General features: G+C 52.7%; 29 protein-coding genes. 26 read left to right on the forward strand and 3 right to left on the reverse strand.

The genetic code is table 11. The features are described 5' to 3' along the window. The first annotated feature begins 21 nt into the window (after positions 1-21). From def to Q1L85_RS01180, 21 genes are all read left to right on the forward strand, one after another. Positions 22-543: a peptide deformylase gene (gene def, locus Q1L85_RS01090; RefSeq protein WP_300427549.1), complete on the forward strand. Its 522-nt coding sequence runs from the start codon at positions 22-24 to the stop codon at positions 541-543. Between the two features lie 3 nt (positions 544-546). Then, the gene (gene fmt, locus Q1L85_RS01095) at positions 547-1,497 is read left to right on the forward strand and encodes a methionyl-tRNA formyltransferase (protein ID WP_300427548.1); all 951 of its coding nucleotides are present in this window, start codon (positions 547-549) and stop codon (positions 1,495-1,497) included. A 2-nt stretch (positions 1,498-1,499) separates the two neighbouring features. Next, positions 1,500-2,828, forward strand: a complete 1,329-nt coding sequence (gene rsmB / locus Q1L85_RS01100) for a 16S rRNA (cytosine(967)-C(5))-methyltransferase RsmB (protein WP_300427547.1) — start codon at positions 1,500-1,502, stop codon at positions 2,826-2,828. A 34-nt stretch (positions 2,829-2,862) separates the two neighbouring features. Further along, on the forward strand, positions 2,863-4,236 hold the full coding sequence (gene trkA, locus Q1L85_RS01105; protein ID WP_300427545.1) for a Trk system potassium transporter TrkA: 1,374 nt from the start codon (positions 2,863-2,865) through the stop codon (positions 4,234-4,236). 1 nt (position 4,237) lies between these two features. Continuing rightward, positions 4,238-5,686 carry a TrkH family potassium uptake protein gene (locus Q1L85_RS01110; RefSeq protein ID WP_300427543.1) on the forward strand — a complete coding sequence of 483 codons (1,449 nt, stop codon included), beginning with the start codon at positions 4,238-4,240 and terminating at the stop codon, positions 5,684-5,686. A 211-nt stretch (positions 5,687-5,897) separates the two neighbouring features. Then, entirely contained in the window at positions 5,898-6,125 is a 228-nt protein-coding gene (locus tag Q1L85_RS01115) for a hypothetical protein (protein WP_300427541.1), read from the forward strand. A 68-nt stretch (positions 6,126-6,193) separates the two neighbouring features. Further along, positions 6,194-7,084: a hypothetical protein gene (locus Q1L85_RS01120; protein WP_300427540.1), complete on the forward strand. Its 891-nt coding sequence runs from the start codon at positions 6,194-6,196 to the stop codon at positions 7,082-7,084. 147 nt (positions 7,085-7,231) lie between these two features. Continuing rightward, positions 7,232-8,227, forward strand: coding sequence for a transposase (locus Q1L85_RS01125; protein WP_300432037.1), 996 nt, complete (start codon positions 7,232-7,234; stop codon positions 8,225-8,227). A gap of 550 nt (positions 8,228-8,777) precedes the next feature. Further along, positions 8,778-9,599 (forward strand): hypothetical protein, encoded by an 822-nt coding sequence (locus tag Q1L85_RS01130; RefSeq protein ID WP_300432039.1) that lies wholly within the window; start codon positions 8,778-8,780, stop codon positions 9,597-9,599. Positions 9,600-9,684: 85 nt separating this feature from the next. Next, on the forward strand, positions 9,685-11,184 hold the full coding sequence (locus Q1L85_RS01135; RefSeq protein ID WP_300432041.1) for an AAA family ATPase: 1,500 nt from the start codon (positions 9,685-9,687) through the stop codon (positions 11,182-11,184). A gap of 64 nt (positions 11,185-11,248) precedes the next feature. After that, complete coding sequence (locus tag Q1L85_RS01140) at positions 11,249-11,509, forward strand: transposase (protein WP_300432043.1); 261 nt, start codon at positions 11,249-11,251, stop codon at positions 11,507-11,509. A gap of 141 nt (positions 11,510-11,650) precedes the next feature. After that, positions 11,651-12,271 (forward strand): IS3 family transposase, encoded by a 621-nt coding sequence (locus Q1L85_RS16715; RefSeq protein ID WP_373914358.1) that lies wholly within the window; start codon positions 11,651-11,653, stop codon positions 12,269-12,271. A gap of 26 nt (positions 12,272-12,297) precedes the next feature. Continuing rightward, the gene (locus Q1L85_RS16720; protein WP_373914360.1) at positions 12,298-12,507 is read left to right on the forward strand and encodes an IS3 family transposase; all 210 of its coding nucleotides are present in this window, start codon (positions 12,298-12,300) and stop codon (positions 12,505-12,507) included. Next, positions 12,470-13,435, forward strand: coding sequence for a bacteriophage abortive infection AbiH family protein (locus Q1L85_RS01145; RefSeq protein ID WP_300432045.1), 966 nt, complete (start codon positions 12,470-12,472; stop codon positions 13,433-13,435). The genes Q1L85_RS16720 and Q1L85_RS01145 overlap by 38 nt, the downstream gene beginning before the upstream one ends. A 412-nt stretch (positions 13,436-13,847) precedes the next feature. Continuing rightward, the gene (locus Q1L85_RS01150; protein ID WP_300432047.1) at positions 13,848-14,069 is read left to right on the forward strand and encodes a hypothetical protein; all 222 of its coding nucleotides are present in this window, start codon (positions 13,848-13,850) and stop codon (positions 14,067-14,069) included. A gap of 282 nt (positions 14,070-14,351) precedes the next feature. Further along, the gene (locus Q1L85_RS01155) at positions 14,352-15,191 is read left to right on the forward strand and encodes a DUF6160 family protein (protein ID WP_300432049.1); all 840 of its coding nucleotides are present in this window, start codon (positions 14,352-14,354) and stop codon (positions 15,189-15,191) included. 141 nt (positions 15,192-15,332) lie between these two features. Continuing rightward, entirely contained in the window at positions 15,333-16,820 is a 1,488-nt protein-coding gene (locus Q1L85_RS01160; protein ID WP_300432051.1) for a SulP family inorganic anion transporter, read from the forward strand. A 14-nt stretch (positions 16,821-16,834) separates the two neighbouring features. Further along, entirely contained in the window at positions 16,835-17,686 is an 852-nt protein-coding gene (locus Q1L85_RS01165) for a universal stress protein (RefSeq protein ID WP_300427910.1), read from the forward strand. Between the two features lie 51 nt (positions 17,687-17,737). After that, positions 17,738-18,319, forward strand: coding sequence for a sigma-70 family RNA polymerase sigma factor (locus tag Q1L85_RS01170; protein ID WP_300427912.1), 582 nt, complete (start codon positions 17,738-17,740; stop codon positions 18,317-18,319). Continuing rightward, complete coding sequence (locus Q1L85_RS01175; protein WP_300427913.1) at positions 18,316-18,510, forward strand: zf-HC2 domain-containing protein; 195 nt, start codon at positions 18,316-18,318, stop codon at positions 18,508-18,510. The genes Q1L85_RS01170 and Q1L85_RS01175 overlap by 4 nt, the downstream gene beginning before the upstream one ends. A gap of 80 nt (positions 18,511-18,590) precedes the next feature. Further along, complete coding sequence (locus tag Q1L85_RS01180; protein ID WP_300427914.1) at positions 18,591-19,199, forward strand: DoxX family protein; 609 nt, start codon at positions 18,591-18,593, stop codon at positions 19,197-19,199. On the opposite strand, the gene Q1L85_RS01185 is transcribed toward Q1L85_RS01180, so the two are convergent. Further along, on the reverse strand, positions 19,175-20,080 hold the full coding sequence (locus Q1L85_RS01185) for a lysophospholipid acyltransferase family protein (protein WP_300427916.1): 906 nt from the start codon (positions 20,078-20,080) through the stop codon (positions 19,175-19,177). The genes Q1L85_RS01180 and Q1L85_RS01185 overlap by 25 nt on opposite strands. A 123-nt stretch (positions 20,081-20,203) precedes the next feature. On the opposite strand from Q1L85_RS01185, the gene Q1L85_RS01190 reads away from it, so the two are divergent. Both Q1L85_RS01190 and Q1L85_RS01195 read left to right on the forward strand, forming a co-directional pair. After that, a complete protein-coding gene (locus Q1L85_RS01190) occupies positions 20,204-21,838 on the forward strand; it encodes a tetratricopeptide repeat-containing response regulator (RefSeq protein ID WP_300427918.1) in 1,635 nt (544 codons plus the stop codon). Between the two features lie 19 nt (positions 21,839-21,857). After that, complete coding sequence (locus tag Q1L85_RS01195) at positions 21,858-22,487, forward strand: HAMP domain-containing sensor histidine kinase (RefSeq protein WP_300427920.1); 630 nt, start codon at positions 21,858-21,860, stop codon at positions 22,485-22,487. Here Q1L85_RS01195 and rsmD read toward each other — a convergent pair. Together rsmD and Q1L85_RS01205 are read right to left on the reverse strand one after the other, a co-directional pair. Further along, entirely contained in the window at positions 22,468-23,040 is a 573-nt protein-coding gene (gene rsmD, locus Q1L85_RS01200) for a 16S rRNA (guanine(966)-N(2))-methyltransferase RsmD (RefSeq protein WP_300427921.1), read from the reverse strand. The two genes, Q1L85_RS01195 and rsmD, sit on opposite strands and share 20 nt — an antisense overlap. Further along, positions 23,037-23,786, reverse strand: coding sequence for a hypothetical protein (locus Q1L85_RS01205; protein WP_300427922.1), 750 nt, complete (start codon positions 23,784-23,786; stop codon positions 23,037-23,039). The genes rsmD and Q1L85_RS01205 overlap by 4 nt, the downstream gene beginning before the upstream one ends. 123 nt (positions 23,787-23,909) lie before the next feature. On the opposite strand from Q1L85_RS01205, the gene ftsY reads away from it, so the two are divergent. From ftsY to ftsX, 3 genes are read left to right on the forward strand one after another with little or no spacing between them, the layout of a single operon-like run. Then, positions 23,910-25,223, forward strand: a complete 1,314-nt coding sequence (ftsY, locus tag Q1L85_RS01210; protein ID WP_300427924.1) for a signal recognition particle-docking protein FtsY — start codon at positions 23,910-23,912, stop codon at positions 25,221-25,223. An 11-nt stretch (positions 25,224-25,234) separates the two neighbouring features. After that, positions 25,235-25,912: a cell division ATP-binding protein FtsE gene (ftsE, locus tag Q1L85_RS01215; RefSeq protein WP_300427925.1), complete on the forward strand. Its 678-nt coding sequence runs from the start codon at positions 25,235-25,237 to the stop codon at positions 25,910-25,912. Further along, complete coding sequence (gene ftsX, locus Q1L85_RS01220) at positions 25,887-26,867, forward strand: permease-like cell division protein FtsX (protein WP_300427926.1); 981 nt, start codon at positions 25,887-25,889, stop codon at positions 26,865-26,867. Before ftsE ends, ftsX begins: the two co-directional genes overlap by 26 nt. The last annotated feature ends 31 nt before the right edge of the window (positions 26,868-26,898 follow it).

The raw sequence follows: 26,898 nt of genomic DNA on the forward strand, positions 1-26,898 counted from the left end.
TCTATAAGCACAGCACTTAACATGGCCATACTAGATATTCTGGAATTTCCCGACCCACGTCTGAGAACCGTAGCACAACCTGTGAAGACGGTTGATGACCGCGTCCGCACAATGATCGATGACATGTTTGAAACCATGTACGACGCCCCCGGCATTGGTCTGGCGGCGACTCAGGTCGACATTCATGAACGTATCATTACCATCGATGTCTCGGAAGACAAAAGCGAGCCACTGGTGTTCATCAATCCGGAAATCACCGTTCTTGACGGTGAAATGGAGACCATGCAGGAAGGTTGTCTCTCTGTGCCGGGTTTTTATGAAGACGTGACCCGCATTGAACACTGCCTGGTGAAAGCGACCGACCGCAACGGCGAGGCGTTTGAACTCGAATGTCGTGGCCTGCTTGCTGTCTGCATCCAACACGAAGTGGATCATCTCGATGGCAAACTGATGGTTGATTACATTTCGCCGCTGAAGCGTAAGCGCATCAAAGAGAAACTGGATAAGAAACATAAGCTCGAAGCCCGTCAGGGGAAGCGCTGATCTATGTCTCTGCGAATTATTTTTGCCGGTACGCCGGACTTTGCTGCGGTGCATCTGCAGGCGCTGGTCGACAGTGATCATGAGATCGTTGCTGTGTACAGTCAGCCAGACCGTCCGGCCGGGCGTGGCAAAAAGCTGCAGCCCAGCCCGGTAAAACAGGTCGCACTGGATCACGATATTCCTGTCTATCAGCCACTGAACTTCAAAGACCCTGCGGATGTTGAACAGCTGCGCGCTCTGAACGCCGATGTGATGGTCGTGGTGGCGTACGGTCTGATTCTGCCCAGCAGCGTGCTCGAAGCACCAAAACACGGTTGCCTGAACGTTCATGCGTCGCTGCTGCCACGCTGGCGCGGCGCCGCGCCGATTCAGCGCTGCATTGAAGCGGGCGATATGGTCACCGGCATTACCATCATGCAGATGGATATCGGTCTGGACACCGGCGATATGCTCAGCAAAGTCACTACCGGCATTTCACTGGATGATACTGGTGGATCACTGCATGACCGTCTGGCCTCTATGGGGCCTGCCGCACTGCTGAGCACTTTGGCTGACGTCGAAAGTGGAAGTCTGACGCCTGAGGCTCAGAACGATGCCGCAGCCTGCTACGCGCACAAACTGACGAAAGAAGAAGCACTGATCGACTGGACGCAAGACGCTGATGTGCTGGCGCGACGTATCCGGGCATTTAATCCGTTTCCTATGGCCTACACTCTCCTTGGTGACGAGCGCATCCGAGTTCATCTGGCCGAGCCTGTGGTAAAGGCGACACAGCTGGCACCGGGCACGATCGCGCACGTCGACACTGACGGCATAGAGGTCGCCTGTGGCGAAGGTGTGCTGCGCCTGACGCGCATTCAGCTTGCCGGTAAAAAGCCGATGGCCGTCGCCGATATCATTAACGGGCAACCTAAGCTGTTCCAGCCTTTTTACGTGCTAGCAACTGAGATCTGATCATGGAATCACCTTATGGCCGCGCGCAGACGACTGAACTTAGTCCACGTCATGCCGCGGCAATTGCCCTGTATTCAGTCACCGCAGGGCAATCGTTAAACCAGGTGATTCCCGCGCTGGAGTCACGGGTTGATCCGGACGACAGGTCCTTTTTCCGGGATATGGCGCTTGGTTCCTGCCGCTGGTATTACCGCCTGAACGCCATCGCCAAAATGCTGCTCAAAAATCCGTTTCAGGAAGAAGACCAGGACCTGCACGCGCTGCTGATTATTGGTCTCTACCAGTTGCTGATTCAGGGCAAAGCACCCCACGCAGCGGTGCACGCCACCGTCGATGTGTGTGATGAAATGGGCAAAGGCTACGCAAAAGCCGTCATTAATGCCTGCCTGCGCCGCTACGGCCGCGAGTATGAAGCCCTTCTGCCGCCACTGGATGAAAATCCGGTGACCGCGACGAGCCACCCGAAATGGCTTGTGAAAATGCTCAGTAAGGCATGGCCTGAACAATGGCAGAGCATACTCAACGCAAACAACGAGCGTGCACCTCTCTGTCTGCGCATCAATCGCCGGCAACTGTCGCGTGAAGATTACCTGGTGCTGCTGGCTGAAGCCGGAATCGACGCCCACGCGGGTCGTTATAGCGCCGATGCTGTCTACCTTGAGGAGAGCTGCGACGTTACCAGCCTGCCTGGCTTTGCTGACGGGTACTTCAGTGTTCAGGATGAAGCGGCACAGCTGGCCGCTCAGATACTTAATCCGCAGGACAACGAGCGGGTGCTCGACGCCTGTGCTGCGCCCGGTGGTAAGACCTGCCACCTGCTGGAGTGCGCAGACATCCGCCTGCTGGCTGCCGATGCCGACGATAACCGCCTGCAGCGCGTTAATGAAAACCTGCAACGGCTGGGGTTAGTTGCCGATGTTGTCTGTGCTGATGTCAGTGTGGCGGGCGACTGGTGGGGCGAAGAAAAATTCGATGCCATCCTGCTCGACGTGCCCTGTTCGGCCACGGGCGTGATCCGTCGTCATCCTGATATCCGTATGCTGCGGCGTCGCGAAGACATCGACGCTCTGGCCGCAGTGCAGCAACAGATTCTTGAACAGGCCTGGAGCATGCTCAAGCCTGGCGGGCGTCTGCTGTACGCGACCTGTTCGGTATTGCCGCAGGAAAATACCCTTCAGATTGAACGTTTTGTTGATATGCATCCCGAAGCCAGTGAGGTTTCTCTGGACACTGAGTGGGGAGTGGCCTGTAATGCCGGTCGTCAGCTGTATCCTCAGAACAACAGCCATGACGGTTTTTATTATGCCCTGTTGCAGAAGGCGGCGGTTTAACCGCGCCTGCAGGGCAAACGGAGTCTGAATTGCTATGAAGATCATTATCCTGGGTGCAGGGCAGGTCGGGGGCACCCTGGCTGAAAACCTCTCCAGCGAGAAGAACGACATCACCATCATTGATACCGACACTGTGCGTCTGCGTGAGCTGGCTGACCGTATCGATTGTAAGACGGTCTATGGTCATGGCTCCTTCCCGCACGTGCTGCGTGATGCCGGTGCTGATGACGCCGATATGCTGGTGGCAGTGACCAACTCGGACGAGACCAACATGGTGGCCTGTCAGGTGGCCTATACACTGTTCCGTACGCCCACCAAAATCAGCCGTATCCGCTCCAGTGCCTATCTGAAGCAGACCGAACTCTTTAAGGCGGATGCCTTTCCGATTGATGTTCTTATTTCACCAGAGCAAGTGGTGACCAACTATATCCGTCGCCTGCTGGAACATCCGGGGGCACTGCAGGTGCTCGATTTCGCGGACGGTAAAGTGCAGCTGGTCGCCGTCAAAGCCTACTACGGTGGCCTGCTTGTAGGTCATGCGATTTCGGCCCTGAAAGATCATCTGCCAGACATTGATACCCGCGTAGCGGCGATCTTCCGACGGAACAAAGCGATTGAGCCGACGGGTGATACCGTGATTGAAGCCGACGATGAGGTCTTCTTTGTCGCCGCGACCGAGCATATTCCCAAGGTCATGAGCGAACTGCGCCGGGCCGAAGATTCGTACAAGCGCATCATCATCGCCGGGGGCGGTAACATTGGTTACCGGCTGGCGCGGGCGCTTGAAAAAGACTATCGCATCAAACTGATCGAGCACGGTGAAGAGCGTGCCCGCTACCTGAGCGAAAACCTCAATAAAACCGTAGTACTGCATGGCAGTGCAACGGATAAAACCCTGCTCGAAGAAGAGAATATTGAAAACACCGACGTGTTCTGTGCGCTGACCAACGACGATGAGGTCAATATCATGTCGTCGCTGCTCGCTAAGCGTCACGGGGCGCGTAAATGTATGACGCTGATCAACAAGGCGGCGTACGCCGATCTGGTTCAGGGCGGCATGATCGACGTCGCGATCTCGCCTCAACAGGCCACCATCGGCAGCTTGCTCACACACGTTCGCCGTGGTGACGTTGTGAATGTTCACAGCCTGCGTCGTGGTGCCGCTGAAGCGATTGAAGCGATTGCCCACGGCGATCGTAACTCGTCAAAAGTTGTCGGGCGGGAAGTCAGTGAGATCCGCCTGCCACCGGGCACCAATATTGGTGCGATCGTGCGCGGCGACGAAGTGATTATGGCCCGCTCAGACGTCGTCGTTGAATCTAATGACCACGTTATCCTGTTCGTGATGAACAAGCGCCACATTGCCGATGTGGAACGACTCTTCCAGGTAGGATTAGGCTTCTTCTGATATGCACTTAACTGTGATTGCCCGGGTACTGGGCATCTTTCTAATGCTGTTCAGTCTGACCATGTTGCCACCGATACTGGTGTCTATGTGGTACAACGACGGTGCGACCGAAGCCTTCAGTATCGCGATGTCGCTGATTTTCGGCATAGGGTTTATTTCCTGGTTGCCAGTGCGTGATGTTCGTCAGGACCTGAAAACACGGGACGGATTTATCGTAGCTGCCCTGTTCTGGTTTACCCTCGGTCTGGCCGGCACTCTGCCGTTTATGCTCGCCGACAACCCCGGGCTGAGCTTTGCTGACGCCTTTTTCGAATCGCTCTCAGGCTGGACCACCACCGGGGCGACGGTGATGACAGGTCTGGAATACCTGCCGAAATCCATTCTCTGGTATCGACAGCAGCTGCAGTGGCTTGGTGGTATGGGGATTATCGTACTGGCCGTCGCGATTCTGCCGATGCTCGGCATTGGGGGCATGCAGCTGTTCCGGGCTGAAATGCCTGGCCCCCTGAAAGACTCGAAACTGACACCGCGAATCACAGAAACCGCAAAAGCGCTCTGGTACATCTATCTGTTTCTGACCGTCACCTGTGCCCTGGCCTACTGGCTGGCCGGCATGTCGACCTTCGATGCCATTGCGCACAGCTTTTCGACGGTAGGCATTGGTGGCTTCTCTACCTATGACGCTTCCATGGGGTACTTCGACAGCGCTCTCATCGAAGCCATCGCCATCGTATTTATGCTTGTCGCTGCGCTTAACTTCTCTCTTCACTTCTATGCCTGGCGGCATAAATCGTTGCGGCATTACTTTCTCGATTCTGAGGTGAAATTTTTTCTGTTCATACTGGCAGGGGGCGCAATTCTTACCATCGCAGCGCTCTGGCTGACGGACACCTACGACTTTGGCGGCTCAGTCCGCCACGGCCTGTTTGAGTTAGTTTCTGTTGCGACAACCGCCGGGTTTGGCACCGCAGATTTCTCGGTGTGGCCCGTCTTCCTGCCGGTACTGCTGTTTATGATGGCCTTTATTGGTGGTTGCTCCGGGTCGACTGGCGGTGGCATGAAAGTGATCCGTATTCTGCTGGTATTCAAACAGGGTATCCGCGAAATCCATCGTCTGATTCACCCGAACGCGATTATTCCGGTGAAGCTCGGCAAGCAGCCGGTTTCTGACCGGATTCTTGAATCGGTATGGGGCTTCTTCGCCCTCTATGTGGTGACCTTTATGGTGATGATGCTGGCCCTGATGGCGACAGGTCTTGATCAGGTCACCGCGTTCTCTGCCGTTGGGTCCTGTCTCAATAACCTGGGCCCGGGCCTGGGGGAAGTCGCGGCACATTACGGGAATATCTCTGACACCGCCAAGTGGATACTGGCGCTCACTATGCTGCTGGGACGCCTTGAGATCTTCACTCTGCTGGTGCTTATCAGCCCGAGCTTCTGGCGTAGCTGAGTGCGCTTCTACCCTAAATGTGATTTGTGGCAACTCTGATAGATACATTACTTGACATATTTGAACTAAATGGTGACAGTTGGACACCAACAGGATGTGTATAACAATAAAGTGTTTAAAGTAGTCTAATCTTCCTTTATAATTCGCCGCCCTGTTTAGGGCATAAGATTGATTGCTATCAAACTTAATAACGGCAATAGAGGCCGAAAGTATGGATAACTTAACTACAGATGTGTTCTGGAATACAGACCTTAAAGATTACAGTGCTGGTGATATAAAGCTGGTTAGAGGTCGTACGGACGCTCGTGTTCCAGCACAGGGACACATAAACCTTGAAAGTGCGAAGTATAAAGCCACTCTCGAACCTACCATTATGAGCAAGCTTTTATATAAAGCCGGTCTTAAGACTTTAAGTGCTCGCTTCAGGAAGAAAGCCTGAGGCTCTAGAGTTCGACGCATAGAGATACGTACGCGTCGAGTCTACAGTTCTAACTCCAAGGAAAGTTTGTGGTAAAGGATGCCTCTAATACTGACACGCTGAGTTACGGTGATATTTCAGTAGATCAATTGCTAGAAAAAGCTAGGTTGGTTGCTCTTCAAGCACAAGACCCCTATAAGCAAATCGTAGAGGTTTACTACATAGCCAGATATTTTATGAGTTGGTTCGAGTCTCGAGAGGCGCCTGAAGTGCCTATTCAAGTCTGGAATGAATATCGCATGGCTATGGATCACTTTATGAGGTCTTTAACTTCTGAAGCAGCCGAAAACGAGGCTCAGCTCAGGAGAATGGATGCGCACCTGCAGCGAGCAGCATTAGATGTTCTTAAACTGCTCTTCACTTCAATGTCCGACAGTTGTAGCGAGTTTTTCAAAGGCTATTCTGCTACGGCGATTAACACTTTAGAATCTGGTGAGTTTCGTACCAAATCTAAGAAGCTTCGAGATCGTGCGCAATTACAATACCATGATGCAAAGTTGATGGACTCGGAGTCTAAGGCTAGTGGCAGCTTTGAAGAGTATTCGCTGCAAGATAGGTGTCCAGGTATAGCAGCTTATGCAGAAGCGGTGATGCGGATGTATGAGTGTGAAGGGTACTTAAAAGTTAAAGAAAGACACTTAGCGACCTTAGAGACCGAATTGCAAAGGTCTAAAAGTGAAGGTTTGTTTCGGGGACGTGCAGGTTTTTGGGCTTACAGCTTAGGTTTTACAGTATTTGGAGCGTTTATACCAAGTCTGGTGGGCTCTGTTGTCTCAAGCGTTGAGCGTATTGATACAGTGACTCAAGCTGAAGCTATCGAGACTCTCCCCCCCACCGCCGCGGGGATACGGGTCGAAGCTATTCCAGATATGGATGCCAAATTAGAGTCCATTCCGAATGGCGCCATTACTGAAAAATAAAGGGCTTGTTGAAAATGGGGGTACTTAATAGGACACCTACCTAATAGGATGATTACCTAATAGGACACCCACCTTAGTACCTTCGCCTGATTGTTCGATAATTGACCTATGCTAGGCTGGCGGTTCATTCGTTGAAGGATCAACGCCATGCCTAAGCCTCGAAATCAACAGATCTCCCTGGACGCCACCCCTTACTATCATTGTATTTCCCGTTGTGTCCGGCGGGCCTTCCTGTGCGGTACAGATACAACGACAGGGCAGAGCTACGAACACCGTCGTGGCTGGCTCGAAGAAAAGTTACTGGCTCTTCCACAGACGTTTGCTATCAATATCGCAGCCTATGCGATTATGAGTAACCACTACCATGTCGTTCTGTATATCGACAAAAAGCAGGCTGCTGAATGGACGGATATCGAGGTGGTTGAGCGTTGGCATTCTCTGTTCAAGGGTAATCTCTTTTCTCAGAAATTTCTCAGAGGCGATACTCTCGATTCGGCGCAGCGGGCTCGTTTGCAGATGATCATAGAAGAGTGGCGCTCACGCTTATGCGATATCAGCTGGTTTATGCGGATTCTGAACGAAGCGATTGCCCGTGAAGCGAATCAGGAAGACCAGTGTTCAGGCCGATTCTGGGAAGGTCGTTTTAAGTCTCAAGCTTTGTTGGATGATGCCGCTCTGGCGGCTTGCATGGCCTATGTTGATCTGAATCCAGTGCGCGCTCAAATGGCAGACACGCCTGAGCAGTCGGATCATACGTCCATAAAGAAACGGGCAGAAAAGGCTAAGAGAGCGACGCAGGCAAATCATCCAAACCAACAGGTGAAAGAGCTGCATCCTTTTGTAGGAAATCCTCGCCAGAATTTGCCGAAGGGGATTCAGATGCGTCTGACGGATTATCTGGAATTGGTTGACTGGACCGGGCGGGTTCTCAGAGACGATAAGCGTGGAGCGATTTCACAGAACGCTGAGGATATTCTCACGAGGCTTGGAGTGGATGATTCGCAGTGGCTGACAATGGCATCTGAGTTTGAACAGTGCTTTAAGACGTTCGCAGGAAATGAACAACGACTCCGCAGTGCCTGTGATGCGATGAACTACCAAAGAGCTTCAGGGTTAGGTGACTGCCGTAGGCTGCTTGGATAACTCTTCACATAATTTTCATTTGTGACCAGACCAGCGAATGCTGGCTTTCTTCGTGCCCTGAAGATCATTAACCTCGCTGATTCTCAATAACGAACTATTCAGTTCGTAGAATTTATGACGTTGGAATTGAAGTTATATCGTTTTGGAACTGCTACTGATGTTTTCCCTAGAGTGGGTGTCCGTTTAGTATGTTTTGGAACTGCTACTGAGATATTAGCTAGAGTGCTAGTAGCTAGGGTGGGTGTCCATGTAGTACACCAAAGAGCTTCAGGGTTAGGTGACTGCCGTAAACTGCTTGGATAACTCTTCACACAATTGTTACTTGTGACCAGGCCAGCGGATGCTGGCTTTCTCCGTACCCGAACCTTCATCAATTCCGCTGATTCTCAATGACGAACTATTCAGTTCGTAGAATTTATGGCGTTGGAATTGAAGTTATATCGTTTTGGAACTGCTACTAATGTTTTCCCTAGAGTGGGTGTCCGTTTAGTATCCGCTAGAGTGGGTGTCCGTTTAGTATCCGTTTAGTAGGTATACGTAAAGGCAAGGTATGGAAACAGATATCAAAAAAGTGTGGCGGGCATTGAGGCCAACGGTCAAAGATGGTTTTACCTTCAATGAAACAAAGGATGTAATAGCGGCGGCTGCATTGCCAGTGGAAGAGTTAGCGCATCTACAGCAGAAATCGTTGCCCGCAAAAGGAGCCTCAAAGGGAGAACTCCTTGATGCACTTGATGGATTAATTGCTAGAGAACCTGATTCAGGGAAGGCAATACAGAGCCTTATAGCCGCAATGCTTGAGCAGAAAAGCCATCTTGAATCCCGTATATCTGATTGTGCAGAAAGGTTTGGATGGAAAGTAGTTGATGGACAGCTTCGACCTTTGGACTTTCAAGTGGAGGGCGCTGTCCACGATTTTTCTGAAGAGGTGAAGGTTCTGCTGAAGAATGCATATCGGAGGTTTGGCGAAGGTGACTATTCAGGAGCAATGACGGCCATATGCAGTGCACTTGATACTGTAACAAACCACCTCTATGCAGTTCACAATCTTGGAAATCCTCATGATGACTCATATCAGCAAAGGGTATCTCGTTCTTTCTCGGTATTAGAGGATGTATATCGCCAGAGATTCAGCCAGGTGACGGATGATAGCGCTGAAGTTAATAAGCTATGGCAAAACTATCGAGGTTCTATTAATCAAGCTGCTTACGTTATGGGATCGTTTCGAAGAAATGCGAGTGATGTACATGGTGTCGCTGAATGTCCTCCAGAGTTGATTAGACATGCCATTGATAGTGGTACTTTTATTATTAGAAGTATAACGTCAGAAACTACGAAGAACGTACAACAAGAAGATCCACTCGATTTTTAAACGCTGGCGCGTTAAAAGCGAGTGACCTTGACGTTATGCAAGTGGCAGTAATACAGGTCGTATAGGATAAATAAGAAGATTTGATATGGCAGTCTCACAGCAAGTAATACATTCGATGAAAGTTCAAAATTTAAAGAATCTTATCGATCTAGAAATTTCTTTTGATTCTTCACCAATAACTGCGATTCTTGGGCCAAATGGAAATGGAAAATCCACGATATTACATGCTTTAGCATGCGCGTTTTCACCCAGTCAAGAAGGTGAGAACTATAAGTTTAGTTCGTTCTTTTTGCCAAACACAGATGCGCTATGGAATGGCAGTGAGCTGAGTATCGTACACAGTTATAGGGATGGTCAAAACGAACATACGAACGTCACAAGAGAATATAAAAAGACTGAGGTTCGGTGGACACCTAGATACGCGAACAGGCCTCTTAGAGATGTATTCTATATTGGAATTGACAAGTGTGTACCAATGATTGAGGCAGAGAAAAAGCAGGCAAAGATCAACTACTCTACTCAAGTTGTAAATGAAGAAATTATAAATACTATTCTAGAAAAAGCATCAATCGTCCTGAATAGAAGATATGCCAAATATCATGTTCATGAAGCTTCCGGCAAGAAGTTTATCGGTGTTGAGGTGGATGGGCTTCGTTACTCTGCATTGAGTATGAGTGCGGGCGAACAAAAAGTGTTCTATATACTCGAAAAAGTCTTTAGAGCAAAAAAGTACTCACTGATTCTCATTGATGAGCTTGATCTACTTCTCCATGACCAAGCAATGAAGAAACTGATCGAGGTTGCTCTTGAAAGAGCTGCGGATAAAAATTTACAAGTGATATTTACAACACACAGAGAAAGTGTTTTAGAGCTAGAAGATAAAATCAACATTAGACATATAGTTTGTCGGCCTGGGAAAACCCTATGTTTCAATGAAACGAAACCCGACGCTATAAATAGATTAACAGGCGTCCAGCCTCGTCCTATAGAGGTCTTTGTCGAAGACGACTTGGCTTCAACTATAGTAAAAAAAGTTGCTTCTCGGCTTAGGCTTGCTAAATATGTCACTACAAGCAGGTATGGGGCCGCTATAAATTGTTTCACAGCTGTTAGCGGGCTATTGCTGGGTGGTGAGCCGTGTGAAAACTCTCTCTTCATGTTAGATGGTGATGTGTATCGATCTGACGATGAAAAAAGAACATCAATTAATAGAGTCCTGACTGGGCACGATGATAATGTTATTGCCGCACGAGCAACTGCACTGTCGGCAATTAAACAATTTTCCCTGCCTGTAGATACCAAGCCTGAGAAATATCTTCACTCTCTAATTATTGCTATTGATGAGACAGAAGATGAAGAAAAAAACGAGATCATTGAAGCTGCTAAGGAAATAGTTGTTGTTGATGAAGATCATAAATATATAAATGACCTAATACATAGGTTGGGCTGGGAGCGAGCAACTGGTCTTTCAAAAATAATTGATTTAGTTGCTTCGACAGATGAGTGGCCTGGCTATACAAATGACTTGAGTGAATGGCTTGAATCAAAATCAGATGCTCTACGTGAAGATAGTCAAGTTGCATAACAAACGCATGTTGTCGGACTGGTTTTCCGCTGCGCTCCAAACCAGCTGATCTGTAACCACTTTTATGGACAGTTTTTTCTGTTCATTAAAAAGGTTCAGTGTGGGACAAACAAAAAAGAGAAACTATGATAGCTATACGTTAGCTTTTAAACTTCAAGCCGTTAAGTTAGCGAATCACCCTGAAGTTAGGTCGAAGGATGTCGCTGAGTCTTTAGGCATACATCCAGTGATGCTATACCGTTGGAAAATGGAACATCGGCGCGGTGAATTCAAAGAAAATAAGCATATAAAAAAAGAAGTTCCATCGCCTAAACGATCGCCCTGATCGTACTGATCCTGTCAAAGAGGCAGAGGAGAAGTTGGCTGCGGCGGAAAGGCGCATCAAGAAGCTCGAACGCGAACTCGAGAATCGTAATGACGAGATCGAACTTCTAAAAAAGGCCGAACGGTTCTTCCAGCGAAAAAAATAGATTTATACGAGCTTTTTGAGAAGAACCGTAAGGGACGTGACGTACGGCAGTTGTGTAAGCTGCTTGGCGTTTCGAGAAGCGGATTCTACGCCTGGTGTTCCCGAGGTGATAGCGAACGGCAGCGATACGATGGTGAGCTGAAAGAAGCCATTGTAGAGCTGCATCAAGGCTTCAGAAGAGCTTACGGAGCCCGTCGGATACACCAGCAATTACGTCGTAATGGCTTTGATTGTAGTGTCCGTAGAGTGACACGACTAATGAAAGAAGTGGGTGTAGAGGCCTCCAGTAAAGGGCTTTATACTTGGAATCCGGGACGGCATGAGTTCTATAGCTCAACTGGTAACCTACTGGCAGAGGATGATCGCGCAACGTCTGAGGGGCAACAATGGGCCGGGGACTTCACCTATATACGTATAGGCTCAGGATGGCTCAATCACGCTATCGTTGTCGATCTCTTTAGTCGGCGAGTGGTAGGCTGGTCATTCAGTCGTAAGCGGAACAGTGAGCTTACGAAAAGCGCTTTGAGAATGGCCCTATCACGTGAAAGACCATCTGTTGGATGTATCTTTCATTCGGACCAGGAATTGAATATGCAGCTCATGAATATCGTGATTTAGTTGAGTCTGCGAATATGCGACGAAGTATGAGCCGGAAGGCGACGCCATTGGATAATGCAATCGTTGAATCCTTCTTTCATACTCCCAAAACTGAGCTGGTTCATCAGCAGAAGTTTGAAAGTGATATAGAAGCTGGTGCAAGAGTGGTGGAGTTTATCGAGTATTATAACCGTGAGAGACTTCAATCTGGAATCGGGTGTGAAAGCCCTGAAAATTATTCAAGGGCGTGTGCCTGAAGTGTCCACGAAAGTGGTAGCAGATCACGGTGGTCGGATGACAACGTTATACATAGTAGGCAACGGGTTCGATCTATGGCACGGGTTGCCCACTAGCTATGGCGAGTTCAATGCGTTTGCAGAAGAAGCGTTGAGTGAATTCGAGAGTTACTACTCATCCGATTTTTCTGTTCAAGGCCCCTGGTGTGATTTCGAGAACACGCTTGGTAAGTTTGATTGGAAAGCTTTTTATGATGATCACAACCACATCGATGTGTCTTCAGGGAGTTTCAGGCCTAGCTTCATTTACTGCTTAGAAGACGACTTGGCCGAACAAACCAACCAACATGTCGAAAGGATTAGGGAATGCTTTCAAGAGTGGGTGTCGGAGATTGACGTCTCACTAGCTGAAAGGAAGTTGGTGTTTGCCGAGAACGCTAAATTCCTTACTTTCAACTACACCTCCACCCTCGAAATCGTATACGCCGTTCCAGATGGACAGGTTTTGCATATCCACGGGAAGGCCGACACGTATGAAGAGCTGATCTTTGGCCACGCCGAGACAATCGAAGAAGAACCTGAATTTGACGAGTACGGTGAGAGCACGCGCACGCCATTTTCGGATGCCGAGGGAGCAGCTAGGTATCCCTTCTATGCTTTGCAAAAGCCTGTTGAAGCAATTCTGAAAAATCATAAGGCTTTTTTCGATGCTTTAGAGCACGTGGATAAGATCATTGTGGTTGGTCATTCCCTCAATAAAGTTGACCTGCCATACTTCAAACAAGTCGCCGAGAAGGCGCCAACGGCGAGCTGGACTGTTTGTTCTTTCAAGTCTGAGGAAGGAGTTAATCATGCTCAAGCATTGCTCCAGTGTGGTGTCACTCCGGCACAAATTCGTCTCTGTGGTTATCCCGAACTTGAAGGCGGGCTTAGTCGCAGGCGCACCTAACAACACGTTGCAGGCGACGTTTGACCCGCTGCCCATTTATTCTGTCGCAAAAGCGGCCATCGCCTCAAACGCACCTGAACGTGGGCGTTATGAGTTTTGGGCATGCAGATAATGTTTTCTGAAACTGGTTGCGATTTTTGCCGAAAGTATTGGACCCATCCGTTCTTGGAAAATCGAGAGAAAATACTGAAGCTATTAGTAGACCGCAATAGTGAAAGGCAGGCGAGCCTCTATCAATGCAATAAGTGCCGTGCATACTGGGAAGATCCGAACGGGGCATATCCGATGGTGCTAACGAATGAAGAAGTTGAGAAATGCTATGGGATCAAGAACTCATAACAATCCGCTGAATTCGTTGTGGCCACAAGAAAAGCGGGGCCCTGAGGGTCAGTAAAAAAAAGAGGAATTATCTATGGAATGTGCATGTAACTGTGGTGGAACTACCGCGGGTGGCGATTTTCTTCCTGGTCATGATCAGCGGCTAAGAGCTGATCTGGAGCGGCGTGTTGGTGGCATCATTAACTTGCGTATGCTGGTCGAGGCAGCAGAACACTTCGTAGAGGGCAGTGTTGGTAGTTATCAGTTTAACGGCATGGTTAAAGAGCTATTAAGAGAGCCCAACCGCCGGCCATAAACGAGAGCCGGCGAGCGCTCAGCAAATAGCAAACTCGAACTACCACGGTGCTACTTGAACGGTATCCGGTCTGAGCGAATGTATTCGCCAGACACGAGTCTGGTATCTCGCTTGTTTTTTGAACTCCGCAGGCCATTCTGAAACTCCTGATTATCTTATTGGGCCATATTGTCCTCTTTGCTGGAAATCCCTGATCTTGCTGGCTAGCTTGGTGGAGTAGTTATACACGCCAGCAGGATGCAGTACTGGCCGCTTCAGTCGATTACCGCAGGGATGGCAATAATGATAATAAGACCTTCCGTCGCAGTTCTGGCACTGTGTCTGCCAGCAGCCACTCTGGCTGAGTTGCGCTCTCTTGATGAATCTACCCTCAGTTCTGTGTCAGGTCAGGCGGGCATCACCGTCGAGTTTGAAGGGCAGCTTGATATTGGCAATATCACCTACACCGATGAAGGTTCGCTGTCGGTGAATGAGTTTAAGCTGGGCGGTGCAGGTCGCGATGATCTGTTCGTCGAGGGCTATATGGCAGCCAATGGCGGCAACCCCTTTATTCAGAACATCTCCGACAAGATTGATGATCTTAAGATCGATATTGATGTCGCCGCTGACGGCGAGATGTCGATACGCTTTTATCCGTTGAATTATGCCGCCCCTGTCGATTTCAGCGTAACCACAGGTGCCTGGGATATCCTGAACGCTGAGGGCGAGCGTCAGTTCACCCTGGTCGATAACTTCTCTCTCGAGGGGATTTTCACTCAGCTCTGGGCCAAAGTCGGCTATGACGATGAGCTGGGGCAGGATCGCCTGAATCTGGAGTTGCGTATCGGTATTGATGATCTTGATTTCGAGATGCCGGCCTTCGGGATCGGTATCCGCGATCTGCGCATGACTGGCCCGGATTACGATACTAACCCGAACCTGCTGTCTGCGAACGCGGAAATTGAAGCGAACATCTACAACGGTACGCGTCGTGATGGCGGAGGTGCGCTGGCACTCGATATCGTGAATATGGATGCGGATATCACGGTGGGCGGCATCGATATTGGCGGCCAGTCTATTGGTTCTGTCAAAATCGACAATATGAATCTGACCAACCACAGCATGCGTATCTACGGTCACTGACCGGCGCGCTGGCCGATGTTCCAAACCTGACCTTCAGGGCCGCAGCCGGGTGCTGCGGTTGCCCCCTCTTGTCACCCCTGTACAATGCCGCTCTTTCCGTCCGGACATTCCGGGTGATGATGTCTCTCAAGTGAGTTCTGTATGCTGAAGAAAATTCAACGGGAGTGGTTCTCCAATATCCGTGGAGATCTGCTGGCTGGTACCGTCGTGGCGCTGGCGCTGATTCCGGAAGCAATCGCCTTTTCTATTATTGCCGGTGTCGACCCTAAGGTCGGCCTGTACGCCTCCTTCTGTATTGCCGTCATTATTGCCTTCGTGGGCGGTCGTCCGGGCATGATCTCGGCGGCGACCGGGGCGATGTCTCTCCTTATGGTGACGCTGGTCAAAGAGCATGGCCTGGAATATCTGCTGGCGGCGTCTTTGTTGACCGGTGTCATTCAGATTGTGGCTGGTTATCTTAAACTCGGAGACCTGATGCGGTTTGTTTCGAGGTCGGTGGTGACCGGCTTCGTGAATGCGCTGGCGATTCTGATTTTTATGGCGCAGCTGCCAGAGCTGACGAATGTGACCTGGCATGTGTATGCCATGACCGCGGCGGGCCTGGGGATTATCTATCTGTTCCCGTATGTGCCTAAGGTGGGTAGCTGGCTGCCGTCACCGCTGGTGTGCATTCTGACGATCACGGCGGTGGCTATGATCTGGGGCATTGACGTGCGTACGGTGGCTGACATGGGTGAACTGCCGGATACGCTGCCTGTGTTCCTCTGGCCGGACGTTCCGCTGACGCTGGAAACACTGTGGATTATTCTGCCCTATTCGGTAGCACTGGCGGCCGTGGGTCTGCTGGAATCCATGATGACGTCGACCATCGTCGATGAACTGACGGACACGGAAAGTGATAAAAACCGCGAGTGTAAGGGCCAGGGCATTGCCAATATCGGTTCCTCTCTGCTGGGCGGTATGGCAGGCTGTGCCATGATCGGTCAGTCGATCATTAACGTGAAGTCGGGTGGCCGTGGCCGGTTATCGACCTTTATCGCGGGCTTCTTTCTGCTCATCATGGTGGTGTTCCTCGATGACTGGATCGGGCAGATCCCGATGGCTGCGCTGGTCGCTGTGATGATTATGGTGTCGATTGGTACCTTCTCATGGGAATCTGTGGTGAACCTGAAGAAGCATCCACTGTCGACCAATATTGTGATGCTCGCCACGGTTTCTGTGGTTGTTGCTACCCATAACTTAGCCCTTGGGGTATTGGTGGGTGTGCTGCTGGCAGCGCTCTTTTTTGCGAACAAAATCGGCCGCTTCATGGTGGTTAAGACCGATTCGCCGAACAAAGGCGAGCGCGTCTATCGCGTGGTAGGTCAGGTATTTTTTGCATCCTCGGATGCGTTCGGGAAATCGTTTGATTTCCGTGAGGCAGTGTCGAAAGTGACGATCGATCTGACTCAGGCGCACTTCTGGGATATCACTTCTGTATCGGCGCTCGATAAAGTGGTGATCCGCTTCCGTCGCGAAGGTGCGGAAGTGGAACTGATTGGTATGAACGACGCGACCTCAACCATCGTTGACCGGTTTGGCGTCCACGATAAGCCGGAGGAAGTCGAGAAGCTGCTCTCCGGACACTGATAATAAGGAACCCTATGAAACAGATTACTGCCTGTATTGACGGATCTCACGGCGCGGAAGCCGTTTGCCATGCTTCCGCCTGGCTCAGCGCGCGGTTACAGATGCCTCTGGCGTTGATGCACGTGCTGGAAAAACCGGAATCTCCGGATACCAATATGTCAGGCAGTATCGGGTTGGGGAGCCGCGAGCACCTGTTGCAGCAGCTGACCGAGCTGGACGAACAGCGCAGTAAACTGGCTCTGCAGCATGGCAGCCTGATGCTCGAAGCCGCGAAAGAGCTGGTTGAAGGTCGCGGAGCGGTCGACGTATCGACGGTTCAGCGTCATGGTCGTCTGCCAGATGCGGTTCTTGAAGTACAGGAAGCCACCAGTGTGCTGGTCATGGGCCGCCAGGGTGAAGACCACAACGACCCTGAGGTTGCGAGTGTCGGCACTAACTTCGAGACCGTACTCCGTTCTGTTTCCTGCCCTGTACTGGTGACGCCGGGCACCTTCCCTGAACCAAAGAGCTTTATGATCGCTTACGACGGCAGTGAAGCGGCTGAGCGGATTATGGATGTGTATCCGAAAAGCCCGTTACTGAAGGGCCTGCAGTGTCATCTGATTATGGTGAACGCTGACAGTCCTCAGCGCGTGAAGCTGCACAGCGCCGGTGACCGTCTGCGTGAGGCTGGCTTCCGTGTGCATGAGGAGCATCTGGAGGGGACAGATGTCCGTACAACGCTGATGCGTTATCAGGCCCAGCATAAGATTGATCTGATTGTGATGGGGGCCTACGGTCACTCGCGTATGCGCAGTTTCTTCCTGGGTTCTCACACCCGTGACATGGTGGCCCACACTCCGATTCCCCTCCTGCTGTTGCGTTAAGCCTCTGTGTGTCTGTTATAGTCCGGAAATATCGTTTTCCGGACTACGGACATGTCTGCTGAACCTGTTAATCCTCTCGCCGATACTGATATCGAAAAACTTCGTCAGGAAATGCTGGCGTTTGCCCGTCTGCAACTCAACGATGCCCACCTGGCAGAAGATGCCGTTCAGGAAGCGCTGGCGGGGGCGCTGAAAAACTCTTCGTCTTTCTCGCGTAAAGCGACGCTGAAAACCTGGGTGTTCTCTATTCTGCGTTACAAAATCGCGGATGTACTGCGTGGCCGCTACCGCGAGCCGGTTCAGCAGGAGTGTAAGGATTGCAGCACCGATGACGACTCATATTTTGACAGTGCCGGACACTGGCAGACGGGCAGCGCGCCCAGAGCGTGGGGCAATACCGATCAGCTGGTCACTGACGAGCATTTCTGGCGGGTGTTCGATGCCTGTCTGGAGGTCTTGCCGGGCGAGCAGGCGCGGGTATTTATGATGCGTGAGTTTGTCGAGCTGGATACGCACGAAATCTGCGATGCGCTGGAAATTAAACCGGCGAACCTGCATGTGTTGCTGCACCGTGCGCGTCTGCGCCTGCGGGCCTGTCTGAGTTCATCCTGGTTTAACGCGGAGGCGCAATGATGTTGAGTTGTGAACAGGCGAGCAAGCTTCTTTCTGAGGCACAGGAACGTCCGTTGAAGCTCACGGAGCGGGCTGGGCTGACAATGCATCTGGCGATGTGCCAGGGCTGTCGTGAGTTCGGACGCCAGGTCAGCTCACTGCGCGATCTTATCCGTCGCTCTGAAGATCACGACGACACTCAGGGTAAGTAATTCACAGAATGCGGTGTCAGGTTGTAAGAACCCGCGTTCTGGCGCGACTTATCTGCACACTCTGACATAAGGAAGCCCACATGATCTCCAGACTCAGCCAACTGATGACCAGCACGACGGAGCGTCTGCAACTTGCCGATGGGCTGGCGCCCCTGCTGATCCGTCTGTATCTCGCCCCCATTATGATGCAGGCAGGATGGACCAAGTTTCAGTCATTCGACAGCACGGTGGCCTGGTTCGGAAATGCCGAGTGGGGTCTTGGATTACCTTTCCCTGAGCTGATGGTCACGCTCGCCGCAGGGACCGAACTGATCGGCGGCCTGCTGCTGATTCCGGGCATTGCCGTGCGCTGGCTCAGTATTCCACTGCTGTTTACCATGCTGGTCGCTATGTTGACGGTTCACTGGGAAAACGGCTGGCTGGCGATCGCCGACAGCAGTAGCTGGTTGGCTAACGAGCGGGTGATGGAGGCCTCAGAGAGGCTGGAGCGGGTACGCGCCATTCTGCAGGAGCATGGTCATTACGAGTGGCTGACCGGACGAGGGTCTGTCGTCATCCTCAACAATGGCATCGAGTTCGCTGCCACCTACGCGATCATGCTGCTGTCGCTGATATTTACCGGCGGCGGCCGCTTTACCAGCGTCGATGACGTTATCCGGCGTCGTTATGGCACCCCGGCAGCACGATAAGGATTGCGGGCGCCATCCGGGCGTCGTTTGAAGCGCTTATAGGTCCATTGATACTGCGCCGGACACTGGCTGACGCAGGTTTCGATGGCGCGGTTCATGGCCGTTGCGGCTTCCAGTGGGTCGGTGCTGTACTGACCCTCTTCGGCGGCCACGAAGTGAATATCGAATCCCTCTGCATCGGGAAGACGCTCGCTGAACGCGAAAATCACGTTGCAACCTGTCTTCTGAATCATCTGGTGTGGCAGCACGGGAGTCAGGGTCGGAATACCCATAAACGGGGCAAAAATCCCGTTCTTTTTTCTGGGCTCCTGATCAGGCAGAAAACCGATCACTTCTTTATCCATCAGGCCGGTAAACAGGCGTTTCACCCCACCACCTGTCGTCGGTACCATCTTCGCCCCGACGGCTTCCCGGCGGCGGACCATCCAGTCGCTGAAGCTGCGGATTTTGGCCGGGCGGTACATGGCGGTAATGCTGCATTTGCGGGCGGCATAGGTGCTGATGATCTCCCAGTTACCGAGATGGGGCACCATCAGCAGCAGGCCTTTGTCTTCTGCCAGCAGGCGGTCGAACAGAGCTTCGTTGTGAACCTGGCGGATCATGCCGGAAATTTTGTCCGGTTCGTATCCCCACATCGGCCCCATCTCGGCGCCGGTCATTCCGTTCTGAAAGAGGGTGTCGCGCAGAAGCTGAGTGCGCTCGGCATCGCTCAGTTGTGGATAACAGAGATCGAGATTTACCCGTGCGACCTCGCGGGAGCGGGTTCTGCGCATCCACATCAGCCGGCCTACGATGCGACCAAGGCGCTGTGCGTCAGCGAGAGAAATGTACCCAAGGGTCTTAATCAGACCGATCATCAGATAGCCAACCAGATTTTTCACGCAGTCACCCCATAAAGCGAAGACCGAAGTGTACGTGAAGAACTCAGCGACGCAAGATGCGCCAGTCCGGGAGCTTGTCAGAACCTCTGCTACACTCAAAAGACCTTTGGCATGGGGCCCGGTATGAACAGCGAATCACACCTCCAGGGAAAACGGATACTGATTGTCGACGATCTGGTGGAGGCCAGAAGTGCACTGAAAAGCATGTTAACCATGCTGGGTGCCGATCAGGTGGACAGTGCGACCGACGGACGTGAAGCCATGGGCTTCATTATGGAACACGACTATGACGTGATCTTTTCCGACTATAACCTCGGAAAAGGCAAAGACGGGCAACAGATTCTCGAAGAAGCCCGCTACACCAACCGCCTGAAGGCAGCGTCGTCTTTTGTGATGGTCACGGGCGAGAATGCCGTCGACCGGGTGATGGGGGCGCTGGAATACGATCCGGATGCTTATATCACTAAGCCGTTTACGCTCAGCATTCTGCGCGAGCGTCTGGGCCGCCTCTGGCAGATCAAAGACATTCTGCATCCTGTGAATCAGGCCATCGATCTTGGTGAAACAGACTGGGCGATTGAGTTGTCGCAGCAAGTGCTTGCTAACCAGCCAAGGCTGCTTCTGCCTATTTCCCGACTGATTGGCAAACTGTGTCTGCGTCAGGAGCGTTTTGACGATGCGCTGGCTGCCTATGAGCGCGTTCTGGAGAGTCGTCCGGCGTCATGGGCCAGACTGGGGCAGGCGGTATGTCTGTATCACAAGGGTGAGCCTGACCGAGCGAAAGAGCTGATCGAAGCCACGTTACGGGATCATCCCATGTATGTGCAGTGTTACGACTGGCTGGCGCGCATCATGATGGACAAAGGTCAGCCAGAAGAGGCACAACAGCACTTGCAGTCTGCCGTTAAAATTTCTCCCAGAGCTGTACTCAGACAGATGGAACTGGGCAGGCTTGCACTCGAAAACGACGATATCGACACTGCGCGAATCGCGTTTGAGCAGGCGGTTCGTCTGGGACGTTACTCCTGCTATAAATCCTCTGACACCTATCTGAAATTTGTTCAGGTCGCGCAGTCTTCGTTAGATGGTGAAAACTCCAAAGAAAACCGCTTGCTCTGCTCGAAAGCCCTGCGCGCTATTGATGAAATGCGTCAGGAGTACGTGGGTCAGCTGTCGGTTATTTTCCAGGCCAACATTGCTGAGAGCCACACGCACAAGCTGGTAAAAGACGATTCTAAGGCACGCACGTCGGCCGACAAGGCTGAAAGCACCCTGGCGCGCATCAAGGAACCCACCGGCGAGCAGCGGGTGATTATGACCGAGACCTACGTGGATACCGGCCAGCATGAAAAAGCCCGTGACATGATCGACGTGCTCAGAACCACCGGCCTTGCGGGGGATCTGCTGGCACGTCTGGATGCCCTTGATGACCAGATGAACGATATGAACATGCGCGAACGCTCTGCCGAGCTGAACGCTGAGGGTGTTAAGCACTACGAAGCCGGGCGGCTGGAGGAGGCGATTGCAGCCTTTGATCAGGCAACGCGCTATGACGAGGCGGGCATCAGTGTCCTGCTGAATTCTATTCAGGCGAAGGTCAGTTACATCGAACGTAACGAGCTGGACGTTCCACAGCTGAAAGACTGCTACCGGCTGCTGCGCCGGATCGGCAGTATCGGACGTCTGGATGAGCGTTACGACCGTTATGACCGATTGAAAACCACCTGCGAACGTTTGCGTCGCAGTGCCGGACTTTAACAGGCAGCCAGGAGATCAGATGAACTTTGAAGCGTTGGCCGGAGCCATTATTCATGACCTGAAAAACCAGCTGCAGTCGGTCGTCGGAGAAGGGGAGCGGATGCTGGATGCCGTGCCTGCGGAATATCACGATCAGATACGGCCATTCCTGAGCCGAACGCGCCGGGTCCATCAGGATGCGATGCAGCTGGTGACACTTTACCGCCTGACGCAGCGGGGCAATTTTTCGTCGGATGATGCCTGGCCAGCGGATACCGCCAACCATGCGTCTGAGTGCGTCGCCGTGCACTATCCGGACGTTCGTATCATGAACAACATAGATGCCGACTGTCAGGGGTTTTATAACGACTTCCTGTTGCAGATGGCTCTGACGAACCTGATCAATAACAGTGCTCAGGCGGGCGCCAGTGAAATCTATCTGAGTGCTGAAGAGTCGGGAGCGGATCTGATTATCCGGGTGGAAGACAACGGGCCGGGCTTCAGCGAAGCACAGCTCAGCGGCGAATTCTCAGATGACAGCCGCTCGGGAATGGGGCTGTACTTCAATAAGCTGATTATTAAGCACCATTCTCGCCCTGGCCGGGCAGCATCGATGGAACTCAGCAACCGCCCGGAAGGCGGAGCCTGCGTTACTCTGACGCTTCCGTAGCGGCTTCACCCACCGTAAACAGGCGGAAGCAGAACTCTTTTGTGCTTTTGCAGCGATATTCATCCCAGTGGGCAGGAAATACTGGGGTCAGATTGCTTTCGTGTTCCACGTACACCAGTGCGCCGGGTAACAGCGTCAGCCGGTCGAGAGCCGGTTGCAGAAGCTCTTTGCCAAAGGGCGGATCAAGAAATACCAGATCGTAAGGCTCCGGGTTCTGATCTAACCAGACCAGAGCATCGCCTGCCCAGACCTGCGCATTGCCTGCCCCAAGCGTCTGCAGATTTTCTTTTAACTGTATGGCCGCCTTGGGATTCTTCTCCAGAAAAATAACTTCTCTGGCACCGCGTGACAGTGCCTCGAACCCGAGGGCGCCGCTTCCAGCAAAAGCGTCGAGCACGCGGGCACCTTCAATATCGTGCTGCAGCCAGTTGAAGAGAGTCTCCCTGACGCGGTCGAGCGTCGGGCGCAGGCCATCAATGGCAGGAAAACGCAGGCGCCGGGAGCGCCACTCGCCACCGATAATGCGCAGCTGGTGATGTGACTGTTTGCTCAATGTGCTATCCGTCCGGTAACTGAATGAATGCAGGCTGCGTAGAGTGCAGCAGAGTCAGGCTGAGCCGAGCCAAGATCCTGATACAGGGCCTGGAGGTAATTTTCGGGCCAGCGATGGTAGGCAAGTTCACTCTGAATGTCGATGCTGCGCGTCGGTGACAGCCAGTCTTTGCGCAGCGAGCGCGTCGCCGCTTCGCGGAAGCCTGCCCACTGTGCGTTATCAGGCAGCGCGGCGCCGTTCACCGGCGCCGGAGTGCCCCAGCTGGCATTTGTCTGATCGTTGAACCAGTAAGCCCCCGCCGGATAACTGAGCTGACATTGTTGTCCGGCCCGGCTGAGTGGCGCTTTCAGTTGCAGGTGATGGATCAGCCAGGCAGCAGAGCTGCGCATATCTTCGTCGCTGAGTGGCCCCTGCAATGCGATACCCGCTGCGCGGGCGGCGGGCAGGGACGGTGCGGCGTCTTTTAGTGCAGAGGCCCAGTTTTCTGCCGGAATGCTCAGATGTAAGCGATAGCCTTCGGCGCCGCTGATCGCGATGGTGAGGGTGTCGCTGCGCAGGGTCTGCCAGCGCAGAGGAACACCCTCTGAGCTGTCCCAGAGTTGCCATTGCTGCGCCGGTAACGGCGCCAGTGTCAGGGGTTCGAGGGTGGCGTCTTCACCGCTATTGCGCAGGTTGATCCAGACAATCAGCAGCATCGAGCCAATGATGATGACATTCAGAGAACGGCGACTGAGGCCATTGAGCATTGGCGTTTTACTCCCTGTGAAATACAGAACCTGTGGGGGATTTAATGATACGATACCCGCCCAAGTTTAGACTGGCAGGCTTGCTCCTGCCTATCCTGACCGTGATGGACACTGAGAATCCCCATGTTTGATTTCTTTAAGCGTAAGAAAAACAAGCCTGAAAGCCCAGCACCCGACGCTGTATCTGAGGTCGCTGAAGAGCAACAGACCGACACCGGTGTTGCTGCCGAACCCCTTCCCGAAACCGCTGAAGCGCCGGTTGCCACTCCCGGGCCGGTCGAGCCGGTCAGTGCATTGGTGACTGACACGGTGGCCGATGAGGTGGTGTCTGAAACCGAAGCTGTACTGCAGCAGGCTGCAGCACAGATTGAGGAGTCTGCGGAAGAAGCCGTTGTTGATGCCGCTGCCGCAGAAGAGCCTGAGGTTGAAGAGCCTGCAGCAGAGGACACCGCGTCAGCCAATGATGTGATGGTTCCGGTTGCGCAGCGCCCGGTCGAAGAGAAGAAAGGTTTCTTCGGTCGTATGCGCGCTGGTTTAAGTAAAACCCGCTCCAACTTTACCGATGGTCTCTCCAGTCTGTTGCTGGGCAAAAAAGAGATCGATGACGACCTGATGGAAGAGCTGGAAACCCAGCTGATCATGGCAGATGTGGGCGTCGAGGCGACCACAGAAATCATTGGCCGTCTGACCAAACGGGTATCGCGCAAAGAGCTGAAAGATTCAGAAGCGCTTTACGAGGCCCTGATTGAAGAGCTTCAGGACATGCTGGCCGTTTCGCAGAAACCTCTGGTGATCGACAGCACCAAAAAGCCTTATGTGATTCTGATGGTTGGTATCAATGGCGTTGGTAAAACCACCACCATTGGTAAGCTGGCCAAGCAGTTTCAGAACCGCGGAAAGAGCGTCATGCTGGCGGCGGGGGATACCTTCCGTGCCGCTGCGGTGGAGCAGCTTCAGGTCTGGGGCGAGCGGAATAATGTGCCGGTCGTTGCGCAGCATACCGGGGCCGACTCGGCGTCGGTTCTGTTTGATGCTGTCCAGGCGGCGACGTCGCGCAAAACCGATATTCTGATTGCAGATACCGCCGGGCGTCTGCATACCAAAGACAACCTGATGCAGGAACTGGAAAAGGTTGTCCGGGTCATGAAAAAAATTGATGACACAGCGCCGCATGAAGTCATGCTGGTTCTCGATGCGGGCACCGGCCAGAATGCCGTTAACCAGACCAAGCAGTTCCTGCAGTCGGTGGGCGTTACGGGTCTGACCCTGACTAAGCTCGACGGTACTGCGAAGGGCGGTATTATTTTCGCACTGGCGAAGCAGTTTGGGCTGCCAGTACGCTACATCGGTGTCGGGGAAGGGATTGATGATCTGCGTCCATTCAACGCGGATGATTTCACCCGTGCCCTGTTCCGCCACGACGAGAAGGACAGCTGACGGAGTCTCTCATGAGCATGGTGCGCTTCGAGGGTGTTGGTAAACGCTACGCCGGTGGTAAAGACGCGCTGAGTAATATCAGCTTTGAACTGGCGAAAGGTGAGTTTGCCTTTCTGACAGGGCACAGTGGTGCAGGTAAAAGTACCCTGCTGAAACTGATGACTCTGATGGAGCGTCCCAGCCGTGGCACGGTCTACGTCGATGGTCAGGATCTTGGCCGTATGCGTTCGTCGCAGGTGCCGTATCTGCGCCGCCGCATTGGTACCGTATTTCAGAATCACCAGCTGCTTTTCGACCGTACTGTGTTTGATAACGTGGCCTTGCCGCTTCTGGTTTCGGGATTTCAGCCCGCGGAAACCGCACGCCGGGTGCGCGCTGCACTCGATTCGGTAGGGTTGCTTGGCTATGAAGGTCGAAATCCGATCGAGTTGTCCGGTGGGGAGCAGCAGCGGGTCGGTATTGCCCGTGCGGTGGTCAACAAACCTAAGCTGCTACTGGCCGATGAACCGACCGGTAACCTGGACCCCGAACTCTCCGAAGAAATCATGAATCTCTTTCTGCGTTTTCAGCAGGTAGGAGTCACCGTACTGATTGCGACGCACGATATTTCCCTGATTGAACGCATGGGGCATCGCCGCCTGATTCTCGATCACGGTTCACTCTATGAGCGGGTGGAATATGGCCTCTAAGGGATCTCCGGGCGCATCCGCCCGCACCATCGGTATTCAGGACCGCCTTCGTGCATGGGGACAGCAGCACCAGCTGGTGGCGGTTGAAACCCTGATGCGCCTTCTGTCGCGTCCGTTTGGCAGCATCATGACCTGGCTGGTGATCGCTATCGCACTCACTCTTCCGGGGGCGATGTGGATGACGCTGGATAACCTCGCGCAGCTGAGCAGCCGGTTCCAGGCGTCAGGCAGTATCAGTGTCTATCTCAAGCCCGCTACAGCGGATCGTGCCGGTCAGGCGTTATCAGAGCGCATTAAAGGGTTTGATCATGTTGCAGGCGTTATCTATATCAGTGCTGATCAGGCACTGAAAGAATTCCGTGCAGGCAGTGGGCTGGGTGACGCACTCGATCTGCTGCCTGAGAATCCGCTGCCGGGCGTCATCGTGGTTGAGCCGTCTCTGACGGCGGGCCGGGACGATGTTCTGGCACTGGGAACCCGCCTCGAAAAAGAATCACTGGTTGATCTGGTCGATCTGGACACCGCCTGGCTGGATCGCCTGCATGCGCTGCTGGCGCTCAGTGAACGCATTATCTGGGTGTTGGGCAGTCTGCTCGCTCTCGCCATTGTGCTGGTGGTGGGTAACACCATCCGCCTGTCGATCGCTAACAGGGTTGATGAGATCCGGGTGACTAAGCTGGTGGGCGGCACCAACGCCTGGGTGCGTCGTCCTTTCCTTTATATGGGACTCTGGTTCGGTATGGTCGGTGGGCTGATGTCCTGGATACTGCTGGTGATTGGCTGGTTGCTGGTCAGCGGACCGGTGGAGCAGCTGGCCCAGTTGTATGGTTCAGAATACGAACTTCAGCCACTGTCAGCGGGCGCGGCGCTGGTCTTGTTAGGTGGCGCCATGTTGCTTGGCTGGGTGGGTGCCTGGTGGTCTGTGTTCCGTCATCTGCACCAGATTGAGCCCTGACGTGGATCAGTGAATCCCGACGTTTTTATAC

The sequence above is a fragment of the uncultured Thalassolituus sp. genome (assembly GCF_950066645.1).
GTDB lineage: Bacteria > Pseudomonadota > Gammaproteobacteria > Pseudomonadales > Oceanobacteraceae > Thalassolituus.